At 69.9% G+C, this 17,803-nt stretch carries 26 protein-coding genes and 1 tRNA gene; 17 read left to right on the top strand and 10 right to left on the bottom strand.

Annotated features, from left to right (window positions below):
- On the bottom strand, nucleotides 1–1,176 hold the full coding sequence (locus tag ACZ6I1_RS08235) for a histone protein (protein ID WP_469284504.1): 1,176 nt from the start codon (nucleotides 1,174–1,176) through the stop codon (nucleotides 1–3).
- 194 nt (nucleotides 1,177–1,370) lie between these two features.
- Between ACZ6I1_RS08235 and ACZ6I1_RS08230 the strand changes: the two genes are divergently transcribed.
- The 8 genes from ACZ6I1_RS08230 to ACZ6I1_RS08195 are packed head-to-tail and all read left to right on the top strand — an operon-like array spanning nucleotide 1,371 to nucleotide 5,275.
- Entirely contained in the window at nucleotides 1,371–1,742 is a 372-nt protein-coding gene (locus ACZ6I1_RS08230) for a gas vesicle protein GvpO (RefSeq protein WP_469284502.1), read from the top strand.
- Nucleotides 1,743–1,769: 27 nt separating this feature from the next.
- Nucleotides 1,770–2,255: a gas vesicle structural protein GvpA gene (locus tag ACZ6I1_RS08225; protein WP_469284500.1), complete on the top strand. Its 486-nt coding sequence runs from the start codon at nucleotides 1,770–1,772 to the stop codon at nucleotides 2,253–2,255.
- A 3-nt stretch (nucleotides 2,256–2,258) separates the two neighbouring features.
- Nucleotides 2,259–2,978, top strand: a complete 720-nt coding sequence (locus ACZ6I1_RS08220; protein WP_469284498.1) for a GvpL/GvpF family gas vesicle protein — start codon at nucleotides 2,259–2,261, stop codon at nucleotides 2,976–2,978.
- Between the two features lie 39 nt (nucleotides 2,979–3,017).
- Nucleotides 3,018–3,266, top strand: a complete 249-nt coding sequence (locus tag ACZ6I1_RS08215; RefSeq protein WP_469284496.1) for a gas vesicle protein GvpG — start codon at nucleotides 3,018–3,020, stop codon at nucleotides 3,264–3,266.
- 48 nt (nucleotides 3,267–3,314) lie between these two features.
- Complete coding sequence (locus tag ACZ6I1_RS08210) at nucleotides 3,315–3,773, top strand: gas vesicle protein (RefSeq protein WP_469284494.1); 459 nt, start codon at nucleotides 3,315–3,317, stop codon at nucleotides 3,771–3,773.
- Nucleotides 3,770–4,660: a GvpL/GvpF family gas vesicle protein gene (locus ACZ6I1_RS08205; protein WP_469284491.1), complete on the top strand. Its 891-nt coding sequence runs from the start codon at nucleotides 3,770–3,772 to the stop codon at nucleotides 4,658–4,660. The genes ACZ6I1_RS08210 and ACZ6I1_RS08205 overlap by 4 nt, the downstream gene beginning before the upstream one ends.
- Nucleotides 4,657–4,878 (top strand): gas vesicle protein, encoded by a 222-nt coding sequence (locus ACZ6I1_RS08200; RefSeq protein ID WP_469284490.1) that lies wholly within the window; start codon nucleotides 4,657–4,659, stop codon nucleotides 4,876–4,878. Before ACZ6I1_RS08205 ends, ACZ6I1_RS08200 begins: the two co-directional genes overlap by 4 nt.
- Nucleotides 4,868–5,275, top strand: a complete 408-nt coding sequence (locus ACZ6I1_RS08195; protein ID WP_469284487.1) for a gas vesicle protein K — start codon at nucleotides 4,868–4,870, stop codon at nucleotides 5,273–5,275. Before ACZ6I1_RS08200 ends, ACZ6I1_RS08195 begins: the two co-directional genes overlap by 11 nt.
- Before the next feature lie 53 nt (nucleotides 5,276–5,328).
- Here ACZ6I1_RS08195 and ACZ6I1_RS08190 read toward each other — a convergent pair whose 3' ends face one another.
- Entirely contained in the window at nucleotides 5,329–5,592 is a 264-nt protein-coding gene (locus ACZ6I1_RS08190) for a GlsB/YeaQ/YmgE family stress response membrane protein (RefSeq protein ID WP_469284485.1), read from the bottom strand.
- 96 nt (nucleotides 5,593–5,688) lie between these two features.
- Nucleotides 5,689–5,862 (bottom strand): hypothetical protein, encoded by a 174-nt coding sequence (locus ACZ6I1_RS08185; RefSeq protein WP_469284483.1) that lies wholly within the window; start codon nucleotides 5,860–5,862, stop codon nucleotides 5,689–5,691.
- A gap of 464 nt (nucleotides 5,863–6,326) precedes the next feature.
- On the opposite strand from ACZ6I1_RS08185, the gene ACZ6I1_RS08180 reads away from it, so the two are divergent.
- Nucleotides 6,327–6,761, top strand: a complete 435-nt coding sequence (locus ACZ6I1_RS08180) for a hypothetical protein (protein WP_469284481.1) — start codon at nucleotides 6,327–6,329, stop codon at nucleotides 6,759–6,761.
- A 2-nt stretch (nucleotides 6,762–6,763) separates the two neighbouring features.
- Here ACZ6I1_RS08180 and ACZ6I1_RS08175 read toward each other — a convergent pair whose 3' ends face one another.
- From ACZ6I1_RS08175 to ACZ6I1_RS08165, 3 genes are all read right to left on the bottom strand, one after another.
- On the bottom strand, nucleotides 6,764–7,294 hold the full coding sequence (locus ACZ6I1_RS08175; RefSeq protein ID WP_469284479.1) for a hemerythrin domain-containing protein: 531 nt from the start codon (nucleotides 7,292–7,294) through the stop codon (nucleotides 6,764–6,766).
- A 185-nt stretch (nucleotides 7,295–7,479) separates the two neighbouring features.
- Nucleotides 7,480–7,553, bottom strand: a tRNA-Met gene (locus tag ACZ6I1_RS08170).
- Nucleotides 7,554–7,690: 137 nt separating this feature from the next.
- A complete protein-coding gene (locus ACZ6I1_RS08165) occupies nucleotides 7,691–7,924 on the bottom strand; it encodes a DUF6480 family protein (RefSeq protein WP_469284477.1) in 234 nt (77 codons plus the stop codon).
- Between the two features lie 253 nt (nucleotides 7,925–8,177).
- Here ACZ6I1_RS08165 and ACZ6I1_RS08160 point away from each other — a divergent pair, with 253 nt between their 5' ends.
- Nucleotides 8,178–8,840, top strand: coding sequence for a DUF6098 family protein (locus ACZ6I1_RS08160; RefSeq protein WP_469284474.1), 663 nt, complete (start codon nucleotides 8,178–8,180; stop codon nucleotides 8,838–8,840).
- A 149-nt stretch (nucleotides 8,841–8,989) separates the two neighbouring features.
- Nucleotides 8,990–9,403, top strand: a complete 414-nt coding sequence (locus tag ACZ6I1_RS08155; protein WP_469284471.1) for a CBS domain-containing protein — start codon at nucleotides 8,990–8,992, stop codon at nucleotides 9,401–9,403.
- An 83-nt stretch (nucleotides 9,404–9,486) separates the two neighbouring features.
- Here the strand turns inward: ACZ6I1_RS08155 and ACZ6I1_RS08150 are convergent, their stop codons facing one another.
- A complete protein-coding gene (locus ACZ6I1_RS08150; RefSeq protein WP_469284469.1) occupies nucleotides 9,487–10,017 on the bottom strand; it encodes a hypothetical protein in 531 nt (176 codons plus the stop codon).
- A gap of 197 nt (nucleotides 10,018–10,214) precedes the next feature.
- On the opposite strand from ACZ6I1_RS08150, the gene ACZ6I1_RS08145 reads away from it, so the two are divergent.
- Nucleotides 10,215–10,778: a hemerythrin domain-containing protein gene (locus tag ACZ6I1_RS08145; RefSeq protein WP_469284467.1), complete on the top strand. Its 564-nt coding sequence runs from the start codon at nucleotides 10,215–10,217 to the stop codon at nucleotides 10,776–10,778.
- 187 nt (nucleotides 10,779–10,965) lie between these two features.
- The gene (locus ACZ6I1_RS08140; RefSeq protein WP_469284464.1) at nucleotides 10,966–11,766 is read left to right on the top strand and encodes an SDR family NAD(P)-dependent oxidoreductase; all 801 of its coding nucleotides are present in this window, start codon (nucleotides 10,966–10,968) and stop codon (nucleotides 11,764–11,766) included.
- A gap of 54 nt (nucleotides 11,767–11,820) precedes the next feature.
- Here the strand turns inward: ACZ6I1_RS08140 and ACZ6I1_RS08135 are convergent, their stop codons facing one another.
- Nucleotides 11,821–12,630 carry an SDR family oxidoreductase gene (locus ACZ6I1_RS08135; RefSeq protein WP_469284462.1) on the bottom strand — a complete coding sequence of 270 codons (810 nt, stop codon included), beginning with the start codon at nucleotides 12,628–12,630 and terminating at the stop codon, nucleotides 11,821–11,823.
- Nucleotides 12,631–12,869: 239 nt separating this feature from the next.
- Here ACZ6I1_RS08135 and ACZ6I1_RS08130 point away from each other — a divergent pair, with 239 nt between their 5' ends.
- Together ACZ6I1_RS08130 and ACZ6I1_RS08125 are read left to right on the top strand one after the other, a co-directional pair.
- Nucleotides 12,870–14,054, top strand: coding sequence for an alcohol dehydrogenase catalytic domain-containing protein (locus tag ACZ6I1_RS08130; RefSeq protein WP_469284460.1), 1,185 nt, complete (start codon nucleotides 12,870–12,872; stop codon nucleotides 14,052–14,054).
- Between the two features lie 359 nt (nucleotides 14,055–14,413).
- Nucleotides 14,414–14,815, top strand: coding sequence for a cupredoxin domain-containing protein (locus tag ACZ6I1_RS08125; RefSeq protein ID WP_469284458.1), 402 nt, complete (start codon nucleotides 14,414–14,416; stop codon nucleotides 14,813–14,815).
- 86 nt (nucleotides 14,816–14,901) lie between these two features.
- Here ACZ6I1_RS08125 and ACZ6I1_RS08120 read toward each other — a convergent pair whose 3' ends face one another.
- Entirely contained in the window at nucleotides 14,902–15,240 is a 339-nt protein-coding gene (locus ACZ6I1_RS08120; RefSeq protein ID WP_469284956.1) for a GYD domain-containing protein, read from the bottom strand.
- Nucleotides 15,241–15,485: 245 nt separating this feature from the next.
- Between ACZ6I1_RS08120 and ACZ6I1_RS08115 the strand changes: the two genes are divergently transcribed.
- Nucleotides 15,486–16,244 carry a hypothetical protein gene (locus ACZ6I1_RS08115; protein ID WP_469284456.1) on the top strand — a complete coding sequence of 253 codons (759 nt, stop codon included), beginning with the start codon at nucleotides 15,486–15,488 and terminating at the stop codon, nucleotides 16,242–16,244.
- Between the two features lie 36 nt (nucleotides 16,245–16,280).
- On the opposite strand, the gene ACZ6I1_RS08110 is transcribed toward ACZ6I1_RS08115, so the two are convergent.
- Nucleotides 16,281–16,688: a hypothetical protein gene (locus ACZ6I1_RS08110; protein WP_469284454.1), complete on the bottom strand. Its 408-nt coding sequence runs from the start codon at nucleotides 16,686–16,688 to the stop codon at nucleotides 16,281–16,283.
- Nucleotides 16,689–16,834: 146 nt separating this feature from the next.
- Here ACZ6I1_RS08110 and sigJ point away from each other — a divergent pair, with 146 nt between their 5' ends.
- The gene (gene sigJ / locus ACZ6I1_RS08105) at nucleotides 16,835–17,767 is read left to right on the top strand and encodes an RNA polymerase sigma factor SigJ (protein WP_469284452.1); all 933 of its coding nucleotides are present in this window, start codon (nucleotides 16,835–16,837) and stop codon (nucleotides 17,765–17,767) included.
- Nucleotides 17,768–17,803: the final 36 nt, after the last annotated feature.

Here is a 17,803-nt window from a genome sequence, read left to right as displayed (position 1 = left end):
CTACCTCCGCGTGGACGGCTTGCGGGCCGCGGTCTTCTTGGCTGTCTGCTTGGCGGCCGTCTTGCGCGCCGGGCTGCGGCCGGTGGTCTTCTTGGCGGTGGTCTTCTTGGCCGTGCTGCCGCGTGGGGGGCTCTGGCCCGCGGCCCTCTTGCGGGGCGCGGTGCTGGACTTCTTCGCGGGGGGCTTGGACGGCGCGGCCCTGGAGGCGGCGCTCTTGCGGGCGGTCGCGGGCTTGGCGCCGGCGGTCTTCTTCGCCGCTGTCTTCCTGACGGGCGTGGTCTTCTTCGCCGCTGTCTTCTTCGCAGGTGCGGCCTTCTTGGCGGGCGCGGCCTTCCTGGCGGGCGCGGCCTTCCTGGCGGGCGCGGCCTTCCTGGCAGGCGCGGCCTTCTTGGCAGGGGCGGCCTTCTTGGCGGGCGCGCTCTTCTTTGAGGGCGCGGTCCTCTTGGCGGGCGTTGTCCTTTCGGGTGCTGTGGCCTTCTTCGCTGCGGCCGGACGCTGCCGGGCCGTGCGGGCGGAGGTGGCGCTCCTGCCGGTCCGCGTACGGGTCGTTGTGCGGGTCCGCCGCGGCGGAGGAGGCTCTTCCTCCGGCTCTTCCTCCTCCTCGACTTCCTCTTCCTCGGGCTCTTCCTCTTCCTCGTCTTCCTCGTACTCTTCGGCTTCCTCTTCCGGCTCCTCCCCGCCTTCCTCCCCTTCCTCCTCCATTTCCTGGGTCCGGCCCTCGGGTTCGGCGTAGCCCTCCTCGCCCTCGCCCTCGTCCTCGTACTCCTCCTCGTCGGCGTAGTCCTCGATCTCCTCGCCCTCGTAAGGCTCCTCCTCGTAGGGCTCCTCGCCCTCGTCCTGCTCCTCGCCGCGTCCCCCGCCGGTGCGGGTGAGTTCGAGGGTGCGCTCGCGGAGGGAGCCGGCGAGGTCGGCGAGTTTGCGGTCGGCCGCGGCAGCCAAGGCCTGCCGGCCGGCGTCGAGAGCCTCCCCGCGAAGCTGCTCGCCGAGGTCGGCGAACTGCGGCATGTCCTTGAGCCTGGAGGCGCCTTCCTTGAGCAGTTGTCCGGGTTCGAGTCCGAAGCGACGGCCGGCGATGTAGGTCGCCATGGTGAACGCCAAGCGGCCCTTCTTGGCGCGGCCGAGTACGTAGCCTCCAGCCACAGCGGCTGCGAGCGCGATCTTGGTGGTGTCCTCCATGATCATCCCCTGCCAGGGCGCGTGCGGACAGTTCGATGCCGCCCGCAGACAGCGGATCGCGGCATGCGCGCTGACGCCGACGTGGCGGTGCTGCCGGGCGGCCTCTGAAATGCGTCTGCCCCCGATGCAAGACTTATGTGCATATTTGGTGACATTCTAGTTTCTGTGAGGCCGTCTCCCCGAGGGAGTGCCCTATGGCCGAAGCGGAACCTCCGCGCCCCCGGCGGACATCACCGCAGGCCGGCGAGGACGGACGGCAGGACAGACCACCGGTCAGGCGGGCTGCGCCTCGGCGGCGCTCCGGGACGTCCGGCGCCGCGGCGGCGATGCGTGCGGCGGCCGTGCAGCTCGCCGAACTCCTGGGCCGGCGCCCCGATTCCGTCTCCTCGCTCAAGCCGACCGAAGACGGCTGGGAGGCGCAGGTGGAGGTGGTCGAGCTGGAACGCATCCCGGACACGACCAGCGTGATGGCCAGCTACCGGGTCGCGCTGGACGAGGAGGGCGAGCTGATCTCCTACGAACGCACCCGCCGCTACACCCGCGGCATGATCGACCGGCCGTCCTGAGACCAGGCCGCCGGGGAAGGAGGCGCCATGACCATGGTGCCGCAGGGCGGCAGCCCCATCGCCCGAGGACAGGGCGGCAGCACGAGCAGCCTCTACGACGTCCTGGAGCTCATCCTCGACCGCGGTCTGGTCATCGACGTCTTCGTACGCGTCTCCCTGGTGGGCATCGAGCTCATCAAGATCGACGCCAGGATCGTGGTGGCCAGCGTCGACACCTACCTCCGCTTCGCCGAGGCGTGCAACCGCCTCGACCTCGAGGCCGGCCGCAAGGCCCCCGCGCAGCTCCCGGACGTCATGGGCAACATGATCGAAGGCGGCGCCCGCGGAAAGTCCAAGGGAGCACTGAGCGGAGCCGTCGAAGCCGTCACCGACTCCCTGACCGGCAAGTCCTCCAGGACCAAGGCCAAAGATCGCGAAGCGGAAGATCAAGAAGAGGAAGCGGAAGAGGCAGAGGAAGAGGTACCCAGGCGGCGCCGTCCCGCTCGACGCCCGGTACGGCGGGAGAAGGAGTAACCGATGCCGCTCTACGTGTACTCGATCACCGCGAAGGACCACCCCCTGCGCCTCGATGGCATGAGCGCGGTCGGCTCGGACCCGTCCCCGCTGCGCACGGTCACCGCCGGACGGCTGTGCGCAGTGGTCAGCGACGTCTCCGAGGAGATCCGGCCCAAACGGCGGGACCTCACCGCCCACCAGGAGGTCCAGGAGCGGCTGATGGTCGACGGGGTGGTCCTTCCCCTGCAGTTCGGATACACCGCTCCCGACGATGTGGCGGTCCGCCAGGCCCTGGAGGCCAACGCCGACGACTACCTCAGCACGCTCGAACGTCTGGAAGGGTGCGCCGAGTACCACGTGCGGGCGTCGCAGGCCGACGAGGCACCCCTGCTGCAGCAGATCCTCCAGGACGTGCCCGAGGCGCGGGACCTCAACGACCGGATCCGCGGCGGAGACCCGGATCCGGCGCTGCCGCTCGCCCTGGGCGAAATGGTGGCCCACGAGGTGCAGGCGCGGCAGGAGGCCCTGGCGGCCGGGTTGATCGAGGCGCTCGTGCCCTTCTCCCGCGAACACGCCAACCACCCGCCGTCGGGAGCCGACTTCCTCAACCTCTCCCTCCTGGTGCCCGACGAACACAAGGACAGCCTGCGGACCGCGCAGGCCAACCTGGCCCGCGAGATCGGCAGCGGCATCGACCTGCGGTTCTCCGGCCCCCTGCCCCCCTACAGCTTCGTCCGGTGACCACGCCGGCCCCGCCCCCAAGCGAACGGAGGCAAGACCATGGGACTGCTGACCCACCTGCTGACGCTCCCCGTTGCGCCGGTCCGCGTCGTCACCTGGGTCGCCCAGCGCATCGTCGACAAGGCCGAGGAGGAGTACTACGACCCCGCCCCGATCTGGCGCAGCCTCGCCGAGCTGGAGCAGCAACTGATGCGCGGGGAGATCGACCAGGAGACCTTCGACCGTCAGGAGGACGAGTTGCTCGACCGGCTGGCCGAGATCACGGCATACCGGCAGCAGCTGCCCTGAACGCGACGCGCCCCGACGACGAGCCCGAGCACGAGAGGGAAGGCCACCGTGACCGAATCCCTGCCCGACCGCCCCGCCTCCTTCGTCTCCCGCGCCCCGATGCCGTACGGGCAGACTTCTTCCTCCAGCCTGGCCGACATCCTCGAGCGTGTCCTGGACAAGGGCATCGTCATCGCCGGCGACATCCGCATCAACCTTCTCGACATCGAGCTGTTGACCATCAAACTCCGCATCCTGGTGGCGTCCGTGGACAAGGCCAAGGAGATGGGCATCGACTGGTGGGAACACGACCCCTCCCTGTCCACCCGGCACACCGGCAGCCCCTTGGAGCAGGAGAACCGCCGCCTGCGCGCCGAACTCGAAGCCCTCCGCGGCCGGCTCGGACCGGCACAGCCCCCGGACGAAGCCGCGCCGGGCGAAGCGGCCCCGGGCCACGCGACGGGTCACACTGCGCGTGACGAAGCGGAGGACAGGCCGACCGGTCGGCGACGTGGGAGCACACCGTGAACGCGCCCGGCACCCTCACCTACGTCTACGCCGTCACCCGGCCCACGGACCGCCTGCAGCAGGCCCTCGCCGGCCTGCGCGGCATCGGCCGGGCGCCCGCCCGGCTCCTGTCCCCCACGACCGGCACGTCGACCGGCGCCGGGCCCGGCACCGAAACCGGCGCCGGGCCCGCCGAACTCGCCTTCGTCGCCAGCGACGTACCCGCCCGCGATTTCAACGAGACCGCGCTCAAGGACCACTTCGAAGACCTGCACTGGCTCGAGGACGTCGCCCGCACCCACCACGACGTCGTCCAGGCCGTGGCCGCGCACGCGCCCGTCCTGCCGCTGCGCATGGCCACCGTCTACCAGGACGATCAGCGGGCCGGCCAAGCCCTCACCGACCGGCGCCACACCTTCACGCGGCGCCTGGAGGAGCTCGACGCGCACACCGAGTACGGCGTCAAGATCTACCTCCACCCCGCCCCGGCCGGCCCCCACTCCCCCGCCCCCGCCCCCGCCCCCGGCAGCGGCTCCCAGGCGACCGTCGGCCCGGGCAAGGCCTACCTCCAGGCCCGCAGGGCCCAGCACCATGCCCGCGAAGCCGTCCACCTGCAAGCCCAGCAGGCCGCCGAGGCCATCGGAGCCATCGCCGCCCGCTACACCACCCGGCACGTACGCCACGCACCCCAGAGTGGAGCCCTGACCGGCCCGCAGGAGAACGTACTGAACGACGCCTACCTCATCCGCGACGACCAGGCGGACCAGTTCCAGGCGGCGATCGCGGAGGCCGCCCGCCGCTTCCCCGACCTGCGCATCGAGGTCACCGGCCCCTGGGCCCCCTACTCCTTCGCCATGCCACCGGCCGACCTCGCAGGCCCGGCCGACGCCCCCGGGGCGTCGCCATGACCCTCGCGGAGTCCGGGGAACCCCTGCCGGGCCGGCAGGTCGCCCTCGTCGACCTCCTCGACCGGCTCCTCAGTGGCGGCGTCGTTCTCACCGGCGACATCGTCCTGTCCATCGCGGACATCGACCTCGTCCGGATCTCACTGCGCGCCCTGATCGTCTCCGTCAGCTCGGAGACGGCCCCCACGCGGGCGCGGGACGGCGGCGACGGTGACTTCTGAACGAGACCAGCCCCAGCCCGCGGCCGCGCGCCCCGACGCCCTTCAGGACGTCGGTGACAGCCTGTCCCACGCCTTCCGTCTCCTCCAGGCACCTCCCGGCGACCAGGACCGGCCGCCCCGCCCGGCCCGCCGCCTCCACACAGACCCGGACCGTGTCGGCGAAGACCTCCTCAAACTGGTCCTCACCCTCGTCGAACTCCTGCGCCAGCTCATCGAGCGCCAAGCCCTGCGCCGCGTGGACGCCGGCGACCTCACCGACGAACAGGAAGAGGAACTCGGAGCCACCCTCCTGGCGCTCCACGACAGCCTCGCCGAGCTGTGCGCCCAGCACGGCTACTCCCTGGAGGACCTCAACCTCGACCTCGGACCCCTCGGTCCCCTGCTTCCCCGGGAGTGAAGGCTCCGCCGGCTGCGGTCTGCGGCGGTACACCGAAGTGCACCGCCGCAGGTTCAGTCCCTGGCGCGGACGACAAGCCGCCAGACCAACAGGATGATGAGGGAGCCGACAATAGCGGCGATCCAGGTGGAGAGCTCGAAGAAGCCGTCGATGGATTCGACTCCGAAAATGACCTTCCCGAGCCACCCGCCGAGAAGCCCGCCGAGGATGCCGATGAGTGGCGTGACGATGCAACCGCCGGGGTCCTTGCCCGGCATCAGGAACTTCGCGATGATTCCGGCGAGCAGTCCCATCAGAATCCAGCCGATGATGCCCATAACGCGCCCTTTCTCGTAGACACCATTCCGTCTGCCCGCCTGCCCCATTTCAAACGGCTGCGCGCTCTTGGACCCGGCCGATCCGTCCTCGGATGTTCAGCCCCTGAAACCGTGCTTGCCCTTCTCCTTCACGCTTCGAGCCTTGCCCCGCGCCTCCAGGGCGGCGCCCTTGGCCGCAAGGTCTTCCTTGCCAAGAGCGTGCGCCGCCTTCCTGACGGCCTTGCCGGTCATTTGCTCCGTCTTGGCCTTGATCTTCTCGCTGGCACTCATGGCACACCTTCCCATACCTTCCTTATGCACCCATTCCCCTACCCGAGACCCGGAGAATCAGGCACAACCGGGCGGTGCAATTGAATGCAGCGCACCAGCGGATCAACGATCGGGGCCCGGAACTCAGTGGGTCGCGATGAGCATGCATGTAAAGGACCATGGCGTACTGGGCAACGCGGAACGCAACAGACGCCGGAGCGCCCGTCGCATGCCCCACATCGTGGCTCGCACGCCCCACATCGTCAGTCGTACGCATATCCGGCGGATGATGGATCGAGGTGTCCAGCGAGCGAGGGCCCGCCGTCTCCTCATCCTTCGCATGCGCCGCCTCAAGGCCTTCACGGGTGCCTCCTGCCAGCCGTCGGCTGCCGGGTGATGGACAGCGTGAGAATGAGACCGGAAGCAGTCAATACCGGCAAGCATTGAAATATTGAAGTCGATGTCTCGTAGCCGAAGAGGAAGCCATGGCAGACGGCCCCCGCCCCACTCTCGAAGCACTGCTGTACGACGCACCGCATTACGAAGGCACCGTTGTCAGACTGCGGCCCGACAAGGGCGACGAGGGCGAGGATGCGATCGCGTACTCGCTCGCCTACCTGGGCCTGAGCCGACTCGCGTCCCTCCGCGCCCCGAGTGGGTCCGCCGACCCCGACAACCCGTTCCATCAGGATCTGCGCTGGGTCACCACCGTCACCGTGTGGCCGGCCAGGCCCGCTAACCGGATCCTCCGCGAAGAGGATCGGGGCAGGACCTGGCAGAGCTACGGCGCGGACACCTCGGAGCTGGGTGTCTGGGCCACGAAGGCCACGTACGTCCGTGTGGGGAAGAAGACGGCGGACAGCCTCACCGGCTTCCTCCCCGCCGACGGCCCGACGATCGCCATCGTCGTCGTGGAATAGGCCTAGGAGGCCATGGCGTCGGCGAGCTTCCTCAGCAGAGGCTTGTGCGGGCGCTGAGGAGCTCGTTCCCGGACCTCCGCCATGTGCGCACCGATCGCCTGGAGGACCTTGCGGCCGAGCGCCTCACGCACCTGCGGGAACCACTCCTTCTCCTCGGCATCCATGTGCCGCTCTACGGCGTCCATCAGGACCCGGGCTTTGGCGTCGAACGATTCGTCCTCCTGCCGCATGCCGTCCAGTTCGGCGGCGAGCACATCCGCCACATGGTGTTCCTCGCGGAACTCCAGCACCATGGACCCGGTGTCCGGCGGCGCGAGCTTGCGCACCTCCGGGTACATCACCTCGTCCTCGATGAACGTGTGAACGGTCAGTTCGTGCAGCAGCTCCCGCACGATCTCCCCTCGGGCGACTGATTCATCCACCTCGCCCCCGCCACCGCTCAGCGCCCGCTCACCGCCGGCACGGTACGCGTGGATCAGTTTCCGTATCTTCTTGTGGTCGTCCCTGAGCATCACGATGGCGTCGGTGGACATGGCTTGCTCCTCTGCGGTCTCACCCTGTCCAGCGACTGCCCGCCACGTCCCCGGATATGCCGCCGAACCCTGGCCCCGACGCTGCCTGCCGGCCCTACCGACCTGCCGTTCTGCGGCCTCGCCTGAATCGCCCGGGTACGACAGAAGGGCCCGGATCGGTGAAGATCCGGGCCCTTCTGGGTGAGTAGCGGGGACAGGATTTGAACCTGCGACCTCTGGGTTATGAGCCCAGCGAGCTACCGAGCTGCTCCACCCCGCGTCGGTGAACCCCACCCTACGCTACCGCCGGACCACCCCCGACCACTCCTGACCAGCTGTGACCCGCCCTGCTCAGGGCGTCAGCCGTGGGCTGGGCAGCGATGCAGGCAGCCGGCTCGCGGAGCGGAGCCGGCTTGCTCACATGTTGAGCTCTATCGCGAAGGCGAGGAAGAACAGGGCACAGAGCACGGCGACGATGCAGATGACGATGATCGGCCCCTTCGCCCAGCCGCGCTTCGGCGGGCGGTACGGACCTGCACCGGATGTGGTGCTCGCTTCGGCGGGCGGCGTCTCTCCTGGTGCCACTCCACCACTGCGGTCGAGACCGGATGTGCGGTCCGGGTCCGGGTCGGGATTGTCGGCGGCGTTCATGACAGTTCTCTCTTCTAGGAGGTTCCAGCCGGGGGGTCCGCCTGGCTTTCCCTCCCGCGCCCGCCAGGTCGACACCCTCCCGGCTTTCCGTCGTGGATCGGTCATTCGTGAGGCGCCTACCCGCCGATCCCCGGGTCAGGCCTCCACCCGTGCCGGAACCACGGCGCCGACGCACAGCGCGCGAACAGCGGGCAGGTGAGGGGCGGGGCTCGCCATGAAGAGTGGGGGGCGGAACGCCGGGTAGTCGCCGGGCATGAACGAGACCGACAACCGGACGCGTCTGACGACGATCAGGTCACTGGACGAACTGGCCGGTCTCCTCTCGGGGCGGCGGGGGCTTTATGTCCGCTGGTCCCGAGGCCCGCATGCCGACCTTCCCGCGCCCTCCAGCCGCGACGAGCTCACCGGCGTGGAGCTGCCCGGGCTGTCCGCCAACCCCCTGGACGTCGAGGAGTGGTGGCGGGACCGGCCGCTGCGCACATGGGCGGCCCGGCGCCTGTTCGACTACTCCCACCTGCCGCGGGTGCGGCACGGCGGCGTCAAACCCTGGCTGCTGCACGGCACGGAGGTCGCCCGCGGGCCCGACAACGAGCCCCTCGTCCGTGAGGTGGAACCCATCGGCTGGATCGACGACAGCGTGATCACCGAAGCCGAACGGGAAGTCGATCGACAGGACGGTGCATGGGGGCCCATCGATCGCCTGCAGAGTCCCGATGCACGGGGAACACATGGGAGGAACGAGATCATGGGTGACGCTCAGCAACCGGAAGCGCGGCGCAGCGGAAAGGGCGCCGCCACACCTCAGGACAGCCGTCATCTCAAAGCGGCCGAACCGAAGAAGACGGGGAAGGACGAGCAAGACCGGTCACAGACCGGGGCCCCCACCCCTCCGGAGCAGCGCCCCGACCACCCGTAAGGCCGGCCGCCGACCCCCTCGGTACGCGCGGGGTACACCGGTCCGCGGACGATTTCCCGCGCATGCGGACGGTACGGACGTTAGTCGCTCGCGCGACCGGGCAGGTGCTGGAAGCCGAAAGCCGTGGGAATCACGAGGGAGGCAATCAGATGACCACTGCCCGCGAGATCATGACGGAAGGCGCCGAATGCATCGGCGCCGAGGAGACCATCCTCCAAGCAGCGGAGAAGATGAAGAGGCTGGGTGTCGGGGCGCTGCCCATCTGCGGCACCGACAACAAGCTGAAGGGCATGCTCACCGACCGGGACATCGTGGTGAAGGTCTTGGCGGAGGGCAAGGACCCCGCCCAGTGCAAGGCCGGCGAGTTCGCCCAGGGTGAGGCCGTGACCATCGGGGCCGATGACGACGCAGCGGAGATCCTGCACACGATGGCCCGGCACAAGGTACGCCGGCTGCCGGTCATCGACGGGCACGACCTCGTCGGCATGGTCGCCCAGGCCGACGTGGCGCGCGCCCTGCCCGACGCCAAGGTCGGCGACCTGCTGGAGACCCTGTCCAGCTGATCCGCCTGATCCGCCCGGGCCCGCCCGGAAGGCCGCCGCGGTGGCCTTCCGGGGCGTGCCGGGAACGCTCGCCCGCTCCCTCGTCAGACTCCGAGACGTTCGAGGAGCAGGAGGCGGTGGAGTTCCGCGACGGGGGCCAGCAGGTCCGGATGGCGGAGCAGTGCCGCTGCCCGGTGGTCGTCCGGGCCGGGCTGGGTCAGCCGCCGGAACGCGATGGGCGCCGTACCCGCGTGGTCGGTACCGTTCACGGCCTGTGCCGCCTGTACGGCGAGGGCCGGCGCGCTCAGCAGGCAGGCGGCCCAGCTGGCGACGACTTCGTCCACCCAGCTGCGCCACGCATCGTCCTGCGGGTCCGCGGCCTGGTGCGGGTGTGCGACGGCGACGTCGGACCCGGTGATCCAGTCGAGGCGGGCCGAGCCACCTGGCCCGGTCAGCGCCACCAGCTGTACGTCGAGGGCCGTCGGGTACCGGAGCCACGCGGCGAGGGTGACGGCTTGACGGGACTGGGCTTCGGCGAGGCTGCGCTCCAGAGCACCGCGACCGGACGGATAGGCGCAGGTGAGCCACTGCGCCGTGGCCGCTATGAGCGGAGACAAGGCGATGTCCGTGGCCACGGGAGCCCTCCAGGGCGGAACGGAAAACAGGAAAGGGGAGACGGAGACGAGAGACGGACAAACAGCGTAGCGGCGCTATGACCGCTATTGGAATGGAAACAAACGTCCTGTCCCGGTGGCATGGGCCACACGGGGACGGGCACGGGCACGGGCACGGGCACGGGGCACGCGTACCAGGACGAATCGAGGAGGACACCATGGGACACGGCGGCGACGTCATCGCAGAACTGACCACCGACCACCGAGAAGTGGAAGAGATCTTCGGCAAGATCGAGGCACTCCCTTCGGGAGACGCACGCAGGAAGACGAAGGCAGACCAGGCGATCATGGAGCTGGTCCGCCACTCCGTCGCGGAAGAGTCGTACCTGTACCCGGCCGTACGGGAGCACCTGCCGGATGGCGACACCCTGGCGGACAAGGAACTCGAAGACCACGCCGCGGCGGAGCGCACCATGAAGGACGTGGAGGGCTGCGAAGCCGACGACCCCCGCTTCGACGCGCTGATGACCAAGCTGATGGCGGAGATCCGGGAGCACGTCGCCGATGAGGAGGAAAACCTCTTCCCCAAGCTCCGTGCCGCCTGCCCCGCCGACGTCCTCGGCGAGCTGGGCGACAAGGTCCGCACCGCGAAGAAGATGGCCCCGACCCGTCCGCACCCCTCGGCTCCGGACACCCCGCCCGCCAACAAGCTCCTCGCGCCCGGGATGGGCCTCGTCGACCGTCTGCGCGACATGATGAGCGGGCGCGGCAAGGAATCCTGAGGATCCCGCCCCACCCCTCCGACGGCTCCGGCGCCGCTCCGGTGGCTCCGGACCCGGTGGCCCGCAGGGGCCACCGGGTCCCCGCACCGGGCGGGCGCCGAGTGGAAAGCCTGGATGAAAGGCACGGCCGCGGCGGCCGTTGTCCGTCCGACCCGACGGTGCACCCTCCGAGAAGCCCGGGAACGCCATGACCACCCCACATCGGCTGGCGCTCGTCACCGGCGCCTCGAGCGGCATCGGCTTCGAGCTGGCCGCGGAATTCGCTCGCCACGGATACGACCTTGCCGTCACCGCCGAGGACGAACTCCTCGACGACGCGGCGGCCCGGTTGGCGGTGCACGGCACCCTGGTCCACGCCATCAGGGCGGACCTGGCGAGCTCCGACGGCGTGGAGACCCTGCTGGGGGAGCTGCACGCCCTCGGCCGGCCGGTGAGCGCCGCCGTCCTGAACGCGGGGATCGGATATGGCGGCCCCTTCCTGCAGACCGAACGCGCGGATCTGTCCCGCGTCATCGACCTCAACGTCCGTTCGACCGTGCACCTCGCCCACCGCCTGCTGGGCGACATGACCCGGCGCGGAGAGGGCCGGATGCTCATCGTGGCGTCCGTCGCCGCCGAGATCCCCGGGCCCTACCACGCGGTCTACAACGCCTCGAAGGCCTTCCTCGAGTCCTTCGCCGAAGCCCTGCACAGCGAGCTGAAGGACTCCGGTGTGTCCGTGACGGCGCTGATGCCCGGCGCGACGGACACCCGCTTCTTCCTGCGTGCGGGCCTGCTCGACACCCGGCTCGGCCGGGCGGTCAAGGACGATCCGGCGCTGGTGGCGCGCCAGGGGTACCGGGCGCTGATGGGCCGTAGGACACGGAAGGTCGCGGGATCCCTGCGTACCCGCGCCCAGCACACGGTGACCCGCCTCTTGCCCCTGAGCGCACGCGCGGCCCTGCACCGCCGATGGGCGAAGCCGCACGGCAGCCCGAGCCACCTGTAACGGGCCCGGGCCCCCACGGACCGCCTCGGGGCAGCGGACCCCGTAACGGCGCCCTCAGGGCCTGCGCCAGCGGTCGTGGTCCAGATGCGAACCGGCCATGGGTCCCATGCGGAGCATGCCGCCGTCCACGGCCCAGGACGCCCCGGTCACGTACGAGGCTCCGGGACCGGCGAGGAAGGCGACGACCTCGGCGACCTCGCGTGCGTCTCCGGGCCGGCCGAGCGGCACGCCGGGCCTGCTCACCGTACGGACGTCCTCGTCCTCCTGGCCGGTCATGGGGGTGGCGATCTCGCCCGGAGCCACAGCGTTCACGGTGATGCCGTATTCGGCGAGTTCCAGGGCCATCACCTGGGTCAGCAGTCCCAGGCCGGCCTTGGCGGCGCAGTACGGGCCGGCTCCCACGCGGGGCTGGTGTTCGTGGACGGACGTGATGTTGACGATCCGGCCGCCCCTGCCCCGGCGGATCATCCGGCGGGCCGCGCGCTGGCCGCACAGCAACGGCCCTACGAGGTCCACGTCCAGGACCCCCCGCACCGTGGCGAGGTCCAGGTCGAGGAAGGGGGTCGCCGTACCGGTACCCGCGTTGTTGACGAGTACGTCGATCCCCGCGAGTTCGTCCGCCAGCTCGTCGACCACGTCCGCGGCGTCCGGCAGCTTGGTGAGGTCGAGCCGGGCCACCGCTGCGCGACATCCGTACGCCCGGACCTCCTCGGCGGTGTCGCGCGCCCCTCGCTCGTCGGCGTGCCAGGTGATGCCCACGTCCATGCCGGCCTCGGCGAACCGCACCGCGACGGCCCGGCCGATTCCGGAATCCGAGCCGGTGACCACTGCGGTCCGCGGCGTGAAACCTTCCGGAATGGTCATGTCCCTCACCTCACCGTTGCTGGCCGGACGCAGGATTCCGCTTCCTGCTCTCCCCTACCACCACAACCCGGCAAGGGGCCGTTCGCCAGTCCGGCCCGACCCGGCCGTGTGCGCCATGAAACTCCTGGAGCCGGGTAGGCGCAGCCACGGGGTGCGGTTCATGCGGTTCATGCGGTGCACCGGGGAGGCTGCGACGTGGCTGCCCGCCCCGGCACCGGACACAGAACGGAGGCAAGGGCATGCGCGCACTGACGTGGCAGGGCACCAGGGACGTCCGCGTGGAGTCGGTGGCCGATCCCGCGATCAAGGATCCCTCGGACATCGTCGTCAAGGTGACATCGACCGGGATCTGCGGCTCCGACCTGCACCTCTACAACATCCTGGGCGCGTATCTGGAGCCCGGCGACATCCTCGGACACGAGGCGATGGGCCTGGTCGAGGAGGTCGGACCGGAGGTGTCCGCGCTGTCGCCCGGAGACCGGGTGGTCGTTCCGTTCAACGTGTCCTGCGGACACTGCTTCATGTGCGACCAGGGCCTCCAGTCCCAGTGCGAGACCACGCAGGTGCGCGAGTACGACAAGGGAGCGTCGCTGTTCGGCTACACGAAGCTGTACGGACAGGTGCCGGGCGGCCAGGCCGAGTACCTGCGGGTGCCCTTCGGGGACACGCTGCCCGTGAAGGTGCCGAAGGGGCCGCCCGACGAGCGGTTCGTCTACCTCTCCGACGTGCTGCCGACCGCCTGGCAGGCCGTGGAGTACGCCGACGTGCCGCCGGGCGGTTCCCTCACGGTGCTCGGGCTGGGCCCGATCGGACAGATGGCCGCCCGCATCGCACTGCACCGCGGTGCACGACTCGTGGTCGGTGTCGACCTCGTCCCCGCCCGCCTCGAACGGGCGCGGGCGGCCGGCGTGCACGTCCTGGACCTCGCCCAGCACGGCAAGCGGCTCACCGCAGCGGTACGGGACCTGACGGACGGTCGCGGCACGGACTCGGTCATCGACGCGGTGGGGATGGAAGCCCACGGAGCGCCGCTGGCCGCAGCCGCGCAGCGGGTCACGGCGATGCTGCCGGACACGCTGGCCCGCCCCCTCATGGAGCGTGCCGGAGTCGACCGCCTGCACGCTCTGCACACCGCGATCGACCTGGTGCGGCGCGGCGGCACGGTGTCCGTCTCCGGTGTCTACGGAGGAGCTGCGGATCCGATGCCGCTGATGACCATGTTCGACAAGCAGATCCAGCTGCGGATGGGTCAGGCCAATGTCCGGGCCTGGGTGGACGAGATCCTCCCGCTGCTCGACGACGGCGATCCCCTGGGAGTGGAGGGCTTCGCCACGCACGTCATGCCGTTGGAGGAGGCTCCGCGCGCCTACGCGATGTTCCAGGCGAAGGAAGACGGCATGATCAAAACGCTGCTGCGCCCGTGAGGAAATGCCCCGGTAGCGGCGGGCTGGGACAATGGAGGAAGAGACTCAGACCGAACGGGAGCCTTCCGCTTCCGCCCCGCACCGATTGCGGTGATCGTGATCACCTTCGCAGCCCTGTGGGCAGCACGCGTCGGCGCGCTGATTCTCGACACCACGCTGTAAGTCGACACCACGCTGTAGGACATCGCGCGGCTGATCACGGCCACAGAAGAGCGTCGGCAGGATCGATACGGCCGTGTACCAGCGGCGCTTGAGCCGCCTCGCCCACAGCGGGCGGACGTGGACCGGCCGGGCGGGGTCACGGAGGTGAAACCGTCGCGGCCGGTCAAGACCCTCACAGATCCGTGAAAGGGGTGGCCATGTCGCTCACCCGTTCCCGCCGCATCCGTCACCGTACTCGGGCAGCAGCGGTCGGCGCCGCTTGCGCCCTGCTCGCCGTGGTCGGCGTCACGAGCACCAGCGCCGCGCCCGTGTCCGCACCGGCCAGCGCGTCGACCGTCACGGTAGAGAGTGCAGAGGTGCAGATCCGGGGCTTCAAGTTCATCCCGGCGGAGATCAAGGTATCTCCTGGCGCAACGATCACCGTGATGAACGAGGACTCGGCTCCGCACACCTTGACCGCCACTGAGGGCGATGCCTTCGACACCGGCACGGTCGCAGCCGGCGAATCCGCCACCTTCACCGCACCCTCCAAGCCCGGCAGCTACCCCTTCCTCTGCTCCCTCCACCCGCAGATGAAGGGAACACTCATCGTCAGCTGACGCTCGAGGTCGTCACAGAGCCGGGCCCGGCACGCCGAGTGGTATGCCGGGCCCGTGCCTGTGTGGGGGCGCGGAAACGTGTCCGCTCAGCCGGAGCTCTGCTCGCCGGGGGCCCGATAACGGACGTGCTCGGCTTTGCGCAGCGCATCCAGCGTTTCATCGACGCTCAGGAGAACGGTCGTCTCGAACGAGCTGAGCGCGCCGCCTCCACTGATCGCCAGCGCAACCGAAGCCATCGACACGTTGTCCGGAGCTTCCCAGAGGTTGTAGCCGTCGTGCGTGCCGAAGGCGTACCAGAAGCCGTGGAGCTTCCCACCGACGGACTCGATGTACGACTGAGCGGCCTTCGCACGGTCCTCGGGGTGACCGATCAGCCTCGCCCACGTCTCCGGCGTGTAGCTGAACCTCGATAGATAGAGCGGCATCGTGTCCTCTTTCGTTTCCTCCATGGATGCCCGCGCTCGGAGGGACAAGGGCCGGGATCGCCCGCGGTTCCCCCGAACAGCCGGGGACGATGACCGCCACGGCTCACAGTCGAGGGGGGAACCTCGGCCGGATGAGGGGGTCGGGCCGGCCGGGAGCATGGGGATGGCCTCGGCCGTGGCCTGGCCTGGTAGATTGGCGATCTTCGGCCGGCGCACGCTTCCGGAGTACCCAAAGGCACCCCGTGATGACCCTTGACCAGCCCCGGGCACGACTTCGCCTCGACGCCGCGCTGGACGGCCTGGCCGTCACGTTCCGCGGAATGACCGCTCACCCCGACGAGTCCAACTGCCCGTGCCACTGGGGCAGTGCGGAAGACCTCGCGCAGCTCAAGGTGGCGGACGTGGAGCTGGACCCCGACCTCCTGCACCGCACATGGCGGGCCACCGACTGGAGCGATCACCCGTCCGTGCTGCGCCGGATCCTGCCCCAGTTCGCCCCGGCCCTCGTCAGCGGCCTCGTCCAGCCCCTCTTCGGCATGGAGGAGGTCGGGCTTTGCTTCGCTCTCGGCCACTGGCAGCGGTGGCCTGCCGAGCAGGCCGCTGCAGTGGAGGAATTCCTGCGGGCCTGGTGGGCCTGGACCTTGACCGATCCGGATCCCGCCGTGCCTGCGCATGACCTCCTCGTCCTGAGCGCCGAGGCCACGGGCACGCTGAGTCCGTGGCTCGACACCTGGCAAGCGCTGAGCGGCCCGGTGGCCGACCGGCACCTGGCCATCGCGGCGGCGCAGTGGGAGTACGAACTCCTCGGTGACCAACTCCCCTGGCGGGCCTGGGAGAACGAGGAAGGGATGCGCGCCGAACTGACGGCCTGGCTCGTCCACTACGCGCCTGCCCGGCTCCGCGCCTCTGGCGCATCGGAGGACCTGCTCCACCGGGTACGGCTGCTCGGCGTCACCGGAACCGACCGCTGGGAGGACCCGCACTGGCCCGGCCACCGCTACTGAACCACCGATGAGAGCCGCGCGGATGCCCGGCCGGTGTCACGGAGTGCGTCGCAGCGGGCCGGCTCCCATCTGCCTGGACAGCGCGTGGCCCAGCGCCAACACGCTCAGCCCGAACATCAGGATGCCCAGCGGGACATGGAGCGACGGTATGTGCGCGATGCCGAGGACCACCTGCACCGAGGCGAGGACGAGGAATCCCGACGAGTGGAGGACGGGGCGGGGAGACCCGCCGCCCGGCCGCCACGCCAGGATCGCCGCGACCACGTACAGCATCGACGCGCCGTACATCACGCGCGATCCGACATCGTGCAGGGTCGCGCCGAGGGACGAGGACAGCAGCATTCCGGCGGTGACCGCCTGGAAGAGAAGCGCCAGGGTCTGAACGGCGATGGCGACGTTCAGGAACGTGAATCTGCCCGGTGCCGTCGTCGTCTGTGTAGCCATGATGTGGTCCCCTCTTCTGCCGTGCGGCGGTGGATCGGTAGTGTCTCGACAGTCCGACGACGCAGGCCCTCGAAATGTCAGGCGGCGAGGCCCCGACCAACGAGCACCGATCACCGATCACCGAGAACCAGGAAGCGGTCGCGAGATTGAACACCCCATCCGAGCCGGACCTGAGCACGATCGTCAGCGAGCGGCGCCATCTGCTCAACCTCGCCTATCGGCTGCTGGGTTCACTGTCCGAGGCCGAGGACGCGGTGCAGGAGACGTACACCCGCTGGTACGCGATGCCGAGGCAGCAGCAGGAGGCCATTGCGTCGCCCGGCGCCTGGCTCACGACGGTCGCCGGCCGTGTCTGCCTGGACGTGCTCGGCTCGGCCCGGGCCCGGCGCGAGCGCTACGTCGGCGCGTGGATACCCGAGCCGCTGCCCGATCGCACGGAGTGGGCCGGGGTGCGTGCCGGTGACGGCCGGACGGAGCCGGACGACCCCGCCGACCGGATCACCCTGGACGAGTCGGTGAACATGGCCTTCCTCGTCGTACTGGAATCGATGACGCCGGCCGAACGCGTGGCGTTCATCCTCCACGACGTCTTCCGCTACAGCTTCGCCGAAGTGGCCGAGATCGTGGGCCGGACGCCCGCGGCCTGCCGGCAACTGGCGTCCTCGGGCCGCCGGCGCATCCGCGACGCACGGACTCCGGCGGCTCCGGCAGCCGGACAGGCCGGTCTCGTACGGCATTTCAAGGAGGCCTGGGAGTCCAAGGACATCGAAGCCCTCATCGGCCTCCTCAACCCCGACGCCACGATGACCGCGGATGGCGGCGGCCTCGTCGGCACGGTCCTGCGTCCCGTCGAAGGCCACAAGAACATCGCCCAGTACCTGATCCACATCGCCGACAAGGCCCCCGGACTGACGCTCCTCGAACGGACCGTCAACGGTCGGCCCGGTCTGGTCGCCCAGCACGCCGGCGTCCCGGTGACCGTGGCCGCGTTCGATGTCAGCGGCGGCCGCATCAGCCGCATCTGGGCGGTCCGCAACCCGGAGAAACTCCGCGCATGGACCCCGAACGAACCCTCCTGATCGTGGCGGACCGTGGCGGCGCACACGACCATGCCC

This window comes from Streptomyces sp. NPDC046303 (genome assembly GCF_055588085.1).
Note: the sequence above shows the minus strand (reverse complement) of the source record. Positions and strands in the feature narration are given on the sequence as shown.

What these genes read in the sequence shown, in the direction of transcription:
- ACZ6I1_RS08235 (WP_469284504.1), bottom strand. Translation starts at nt 1,176, where the DNA reads ATGGAGGACACCACCAAGATCGCGCTCGCAGCCGCTGTGGCTGGAGGC.
- ACZ6I1_RS08230 (WP_469284502.1), top strand. Translation starts at nt 1,371, where the DNA reads ATGGCCGAAGCGGAACCTCCGCGCCCCCGGCGGACATCACCGCAGGCC.
- ACZ6I1_RS08225 (WP_469284500.1), top strand. Translation starts at nt 1,770, where the DNA reads ATGACCATGGTGCCGCAGGGCGGCAGCCCCATCGCCCGAGGACAGGGC.
- ACZ6I1_RS08220 (WP_469284498.1), top strand. Translation starts at nt 2,259, where the DNA reads ATGCCGCTCTACGTGTACTCGATCACCGCGAAGGACCACCCCCTGCGC.
- ACZ6I1_RS08215 (WP_469284496.1), top strand. Translation starts at nt 3,018, where the DNA reads ATGGGACTGCTGACCCACCTGCTGACGCTCCCCGTTGCGCCGGTCCGC.
- ACZ6I1_RS08200 (WP_469284490.1), top strand. Translation starts at nt 4,657, where the DNA reads ATGACCCTCGCGGAGTCCGGGGAACCCCTGCCGGGCCGGCAGGTCGCC.
- ACZ6I1_RS08190 (WP_469284485.1), bottom strand. Translation starts at nt 5,592, where the DNA reads ATGGGCATCATCGGCTGGATTCTGATGGGACTGCTCGCCGGAATCATC.
- ACZ6I1_RS08185 (WP_469284483.1), bottom strand. Translation starts at nt 5,862, where the DNA reads ATGAGTGCCAGCGAGAAGATCAAGGCCAAGACGGAGCAAATGACCGGC.
- ACZ6I1_RS08180 (WP_469284481.1), top strand. Translation starts at nt 6,327, where the DNA reads ATGGCAGACGGCCCCCGCCCCACTCTCGAAGCACTGCTGTACGACGCA.
- ACZ6I1_RS08175 (WP_469284479.1), bottom strand. Translation starts at nt 7,294, where the DNA reads ATGTCCACCGACGCCATCGTGATGCTCAGGGACGACCACAAGAAGATA.
- ACZ6I1_RS08165 (WP_469284477.1), bottom strand. Translation starts at nt 7,924, where the DNA reads ATGAACGCCGCCGACAATCCCGACCCGGACCCGGACCGCACATCCGGT.
- ACZ6I1_RS08160 (WP_469284474.1), top strand. Translation starts at nt 8,178, where the DNA reads ATGAACGAGACCGACAACCGGACGCGTCTGACGACGATCAGGTCACTG.
- ACZ6I1_RS08155 (WP_469284471.1), top strand. Translation starts at nt 8,990, where the DNA reads ATGACCACTGCCCGCGAGATCATGACGGAAGGCGCCGAATGCATCGGC.
- ACZ6I1_RS08145 (WP_469284467.1), top strand. Translation starts at nt 10,215, where the DNA reads ATGGGACACGGCGGCGACGTCATCGCAGAACTGACCACCGACCACCGA.
- ACZ6I1_RS08140 (WP_469284464.1), top strand. Translation starts at nt 10,966, where the DNA reads ATGACCACCCCACATCGGCTGGCGCTCGTCACCGGCGCCTCGAGCGGC.
- ACZ6I1_RS08135 (WP_469284462.1), bottom strand. Translation starts at nt 12,630, where the DNA reads ATGACCATTCCGGAAGGTTTCACGCCGCGGACCGCAGTGGTCACCGGC.
- ACZ6I1_RS08130 (WP_469284460.1), top strand. Translation starts at nt 12,870, where the DNA reads ATGCGCGCACTGACGTGGCAGGGCACCAGGGACGTCCGCGTGGAGTCG.
- ACZ6I1_RS08125 (WP_469284458.1), top strand. Translation starts at nt 14,414, where the DNA reads ATGTCGCTCACCCGTTCCCGCCGCATCCGTCACCGTACTCGGGCAGCA.
- ACZ6I1_RS08120 (WP_469284956.1), bottom strand. Translation starts at nt 15,240, where the DNA reads ATGCCGCTCTATCTATCGAGGTTCAGCTACACGCCGGAGACGTGGGCG.
- ACZ6I1_RS08115 (WP_469284456.1), top strand. Translation starts at nt 15,486, where the DNA reads ATGACCCTTGACCAGCCCCGGGCACGACTTCGCCTCGACGCCGCGCTG.
- ACZ6I1_RS08110 (WP_469284454.1), bottom strand. Translation starts at nt 16,688, where the DNA reads ATGGCTACACAGACGACGACGGCACCGGGCAGATTCACGTTCCTGAAC.